The organism is Priestia sp. P5_B4, assembly GCF_056400385.1.
Window position 1 is genome coordinate 1 of the sequence record NZ_JBFULJ010000350.1, and the last position, 3,823, is coordinate 3,823.

The window sequence follows — 3,823 nt, forward strand, 5'->3', positions numbered from 1 at the left end:
CCTTAACCTTTATAGTGAAGAAGCGTTAAAAATAACGGGTAGATATTCGTCTATAACAGATGTAGCTAGTAATCACGGGCAGGATACTGTTGAACCTGTTATGTTATCTGATAATCGGGAAAATTATGACCAAAAAGTAAGCATTTTCGCTTCTCGAAAAATTGAAGAAATGGTGAAAGATACAAACTTTGATTTTGACATAGTAAAATTATCTTTTGCCGATGAACATCATGATATACAAGCTGACTTAACAATTACTAGTTCTTTAGAGTATATAGACTTTTATGATAAAACCCTCGATGAAAATTATTTAGAGCTTGCTCTTGATCTAAACCAACGATACTTAGCTAAGTATTCTGAAGATGAAATTGCAAAGGTTAATATTTATCTCATTAAACTCAAGCAGGGCCATGAATTATCAGAAGATGAACGAAATGATCTTTATAACATACAAGCAAGAGCAGAAACTAATAAAGAGCAAACAATATGTTTTGCATGTGAAGTTTTGTTGGAAAATAAGACAAAAGCCAAGAGAATATTTGCTACTCTTCCTGGTGAGGAAAAAGAAGAAATAATGGAATTTCCAATCTACCGTTTTTATCAAAACTTGAAGTAGTACGCTCATTTTCTTCTATATATAGATTGCTAGTAACCTTTTATAAGTTTTTTTATCCTTAATGCAATAAATAAGCCCTATTTGCCTATGATAGGGCTTATAAGTTAAAAAAGTCTTCTACTTTCGCCTTCGAGTCAAGTTTTTTTAAGATATTCATCACTTTTTTTATGGTTGAGCCAGATGGAATATAATTTGAGTCATTATAAATTTTACTAACTGTATGTCTATTTAAATTAGTTGCTTTAACTAATTTGGTTTGAGTATAGCCCTTGCCCATTAGGTATTTTCCTAACTTACTTTTTTTAGTGATTTTAGGCATACTAACACACTCCTTTTTATAAAGGATGGACGCATTCTAAAAAAACTATACATTTTTGTATAAAAAAACAGGCAAAAAGCTTAATTTACAACATATAATAAACTATAAAATAAACAGTATATAAATATTGCTTATGCAGAGTTGGAATAATGTCGATATTTTGGTCATAATCATATAGCATGAATACAGTTAAGACCGCCTTATACACTGATACATATTGGGCGGTCTTTGTTACCGGTATTCTTTGAAATTAGACTTCACACAAAAAACCTTTACCTAGAGGGAAAAGGTTTTTTTGTGTGAATATTAGATAACGAGATACCACCATTCTAGCAAATCATTTTTCAAAAAAGGTTTTTAACCACTTATAAAAACTCTTCTTTTGTTGTTGTGCTTTTTTTAACGCTCGAATTTCACGAGCCATTGAGATTAATTGACGTTCGCGTTCCTCAAACTTGGCATCGATATAGCTTTGTATCTCTTTCATTTGTACCTCACATGATTCTAAGCTAAGGGTTTGCTTTTCAGTTGAAATGTTTGGTGGAGTGTCTGGTACTAGGTTGAATTTTTTTGCAACGGTTATAACGGCTTTTTCTAAGGTCATCTCGGGATGAGCATAAATTCTTTTTAGTTCATGAAAGATGGTAACGTCGTCGTTCGTATAAGCTAATCTACCGTTTTTTTTAGTGAATTGCACACCAATTTTGGCAAAATGGAAGTTGTATTTTCGTATAGTTGCTATGGGCAAACCAAGTATATCAGCTAATTCTTCGGTGGTATATGCTGCTTCTGCGGTTATGACTCTCAACATATGATCACCTCCTCTTATCAAGAGAACTATTCTAGGTATATACGTTAAAACCTTCAATTAATAAGAGAACGAGATATTATATCTTGTAATGCTATTGTTACTATAGTAATCGGTATTCTCAATTGAGGGTATATTATCATGTTTAGCTATTTACTAACGTCATAGATTAAATATTTGGCCTCTCCCCTCATCGTGATGGTTTTTCCTGATTCAGCGATGCATTTAGCTATATAAACATAAACTATCTAAAGAGATTAATCTAATAAATCATTAAATAGTGCTATCTTAATTTTAAAGTGTTGGATTTGAGTCAATAATTTAGATATAACAAAGTCGTCATGGTGCCAGATGAGCTAATTGTAGCATTGATAAATGTTAGAGTTTTATTTTTAGAGGATTAAATCTTTTGTTAAATAAAAATCTATTTTTGAATTCCTGTTTTATTTAGGGAATTACAAATCTATAAACTCGGAAATAAAACAATAATAATTCATTTCCGGTTTTATTAAACTTAAAACATTTTAAAGTTGTGTTTGTAAAAGAATAAATGAATTATCTTTTAAATTATTGATTTTTTGCACGTTGATGTTTTCAATAATTTAACAGCATGTTTGTTATAATTAAGCAATAAAATTCAGTTGAACATAAAATTAATCTTAAAATGATAATTAAAGCAATCATAAGTAAATTCCGATTTAGATATTTTTATGAAATTGATAAATAATTAAATAAAGATATTATTGTTTTTTATTATTTGTTAGTTAACAAAATAAAAAACTAGGAATGATTTTTCCTAGTTTGAGAATAGCTTTTGCCATAATGTCTTCTTTTGATTTTGTTCTTTAATCAACTCTTTTTGAGTATGAGTAAATGCATTTAAAAGGTCTTCATCTCTTTGTTTTAATAACTCTTTTAGATTAGTATTTATCAGTTCTTCAAAATTCTGTTTGCTTTGATTTAACTCCTGTTCAGCTGAATTATCTTTTAGCGTTTCTTGAGTTTTTCTAATGTTTTCAAGAAGAATTTTATCACGTTTTTTTAGGCTGTTTTCTATGTATGCTTCTAAGTCTTTATTTTCTGTTTTTACTTCAATCATTTGCTGCTTTGTTGCTGCAATTTCTTTATTTGCAATAGCTAACTCTTTTTGAGTAGAAATAAGTTCCTTTGTTAGAAGCTCCAATTTTTCTGAAAGAATCCTGTTAAATTCTATTTGTTGGTTCTGACCTTCAATTAGGTGATCTATCTTCTTTTCTAAAATAGACCGTTCTACGTGGTCATTAATAGTCATTTCTTCACCATTACGCCATTGTTTCACTTGATCCCAGGACCAACCTTGCTCATGAATTTTCTTCTTTATACTGTTAAGTGTCTCTAGATTCTCTTTTGTAAACCTTCTATGACCTTTTCCATAATCAGTGCCTGTCCACTCTGTAATAATATTGAATTCTTCGCACCATTTACGAAGCAAATCTCCAGAGATACCCAGTATATTTACCACTTCTTTTGGTAAGTACAATTTTTCAGACATAACTACACCTCCATATGTCAATTAATAATTAATATAATACAAGAATCATGCAATTGATTTTGAAGTGAAACGTACCATAGGATTATTAACGTAGATTCTAATAACATTGTTCTTATCTCATTATTGATTCTATATTAACTGCTAACTTCTTCTATGTAAATCTTAAAGCAATAATAATGTAATAACTAATTCCTGAATAAGATTATTGTTTTATCTTTTAATCAATAACTATCATTATTGATTAAAACGAAACGGAAAAAACTTATTATTGATTTAATTATCGTTTAAATGCATTTAAGTTAATCTTAAGTTCAACAAAAAATGCATTTTAACTAAAAAATAAGTTCTTTTTTTATTCGCAAACCCGAATCCYTCCTTAAATTCACCTTAAGTTCAACTCATATTTGGATATTAGAACACGCAAATAGGGTAATAGCTCTAAAATAGCTTCATTCAACTAATGATATATCAAAGATAAAATGATTAAGTTTAGCAGAGCCAAAAGGAAAGTTAAAGCATTCTTTTTAATTTAAGGACTTATAATAATAC

3 protein-coding genes and 1 pseudogene are annotated in these 3,823 nt (G+C 29.2%); 1 reads left to right on the forward strand and 3 read right to left on the reverse strand.

Annotated features, from left to right (window positions below):
- A pseudogene (locus tag AC1DRF_RS19065) lies at window positions 1-616 on the forward strand (DUF4365 domain-containing protein); the annotation flags it as partial.
- 97 nt (window positions 617-713) lie between these two features.
- On the opposite strand, the gene AC1DRF_RS19070 reads toward AC1DRF_RS19065, so the two are convergent.
- The 3 genes from AC1DRF_RS19070 to AC1DRF_RS19080 all read right to left on the reverse strand — a co-directional run bounded on the left by AC1DRF_RS19070 (window position 714) and on the right by AC1DRF_RS19080 (window position 3,274).
- Window positions 714-935 carry a helix-turn-helix domain-containing protein gene (locus AC1DRF_RS19070; protein WP_075422544.1) on the reverse strand — a complete coding sequence of 74 codons (222 nt, stop codon included), beginning with the start codon at window positions 933-935 and terminating at the stop codon, window positions 714-716.
- Between the two features lie 337 nt (window positions 936-1,272).
- On the reverse strand, window positions 1,273-1,746 hold the full coding sequence (locus AC1DRF_RS19075) for a MerR family transcriptional regulator (RefSeq protein ID WP_279621307.1): 474 nt from the start codon (window positions 1,744-1,746) through the stop codon (window positions 1,273-1,275).
- Window positions 1,747-2,539: 793 nt separating this feature from the next.
- The gene (locus AC1DRF_RS19080) at window positions 2,540-3,274 is read right to left on the reverse strand and encodes a MerR family transcriptional regulator (RefSeq protein WP_016766065.1); all 735 of its coding nucleotides are present in this window, start codon (window positions 3,272-3,274) and stop codon (window positions 2,540-2,542) included.
- Window positions 3,275-3,823 lie beyond the last annotated feature (549 nt).

Coding starts and splice junctions, on each gene's coding strand:
- AC1DRF_RS19075 (WP_279621307.1), bottom strand. CDS start 1,746: ATGTTGAGAGTCATAACCGCAGAAGCAGCATATACCACCGAAGAATTA.
- AC1DRF_RS19080 (WP_016766065.1), bottom strand. CDS start 3,274: ATGTCTGAAAAATTGTACTTACCAAAAGAAGTGGTAAATATACTGGGT.
- AC1DRF_RS19070 (WP_075422544.1), bottom strand. CDS start 935: ATGCCTAAAATCACTAAAAAAAGTAAGTTAGGAAAATACCTAATGGGC.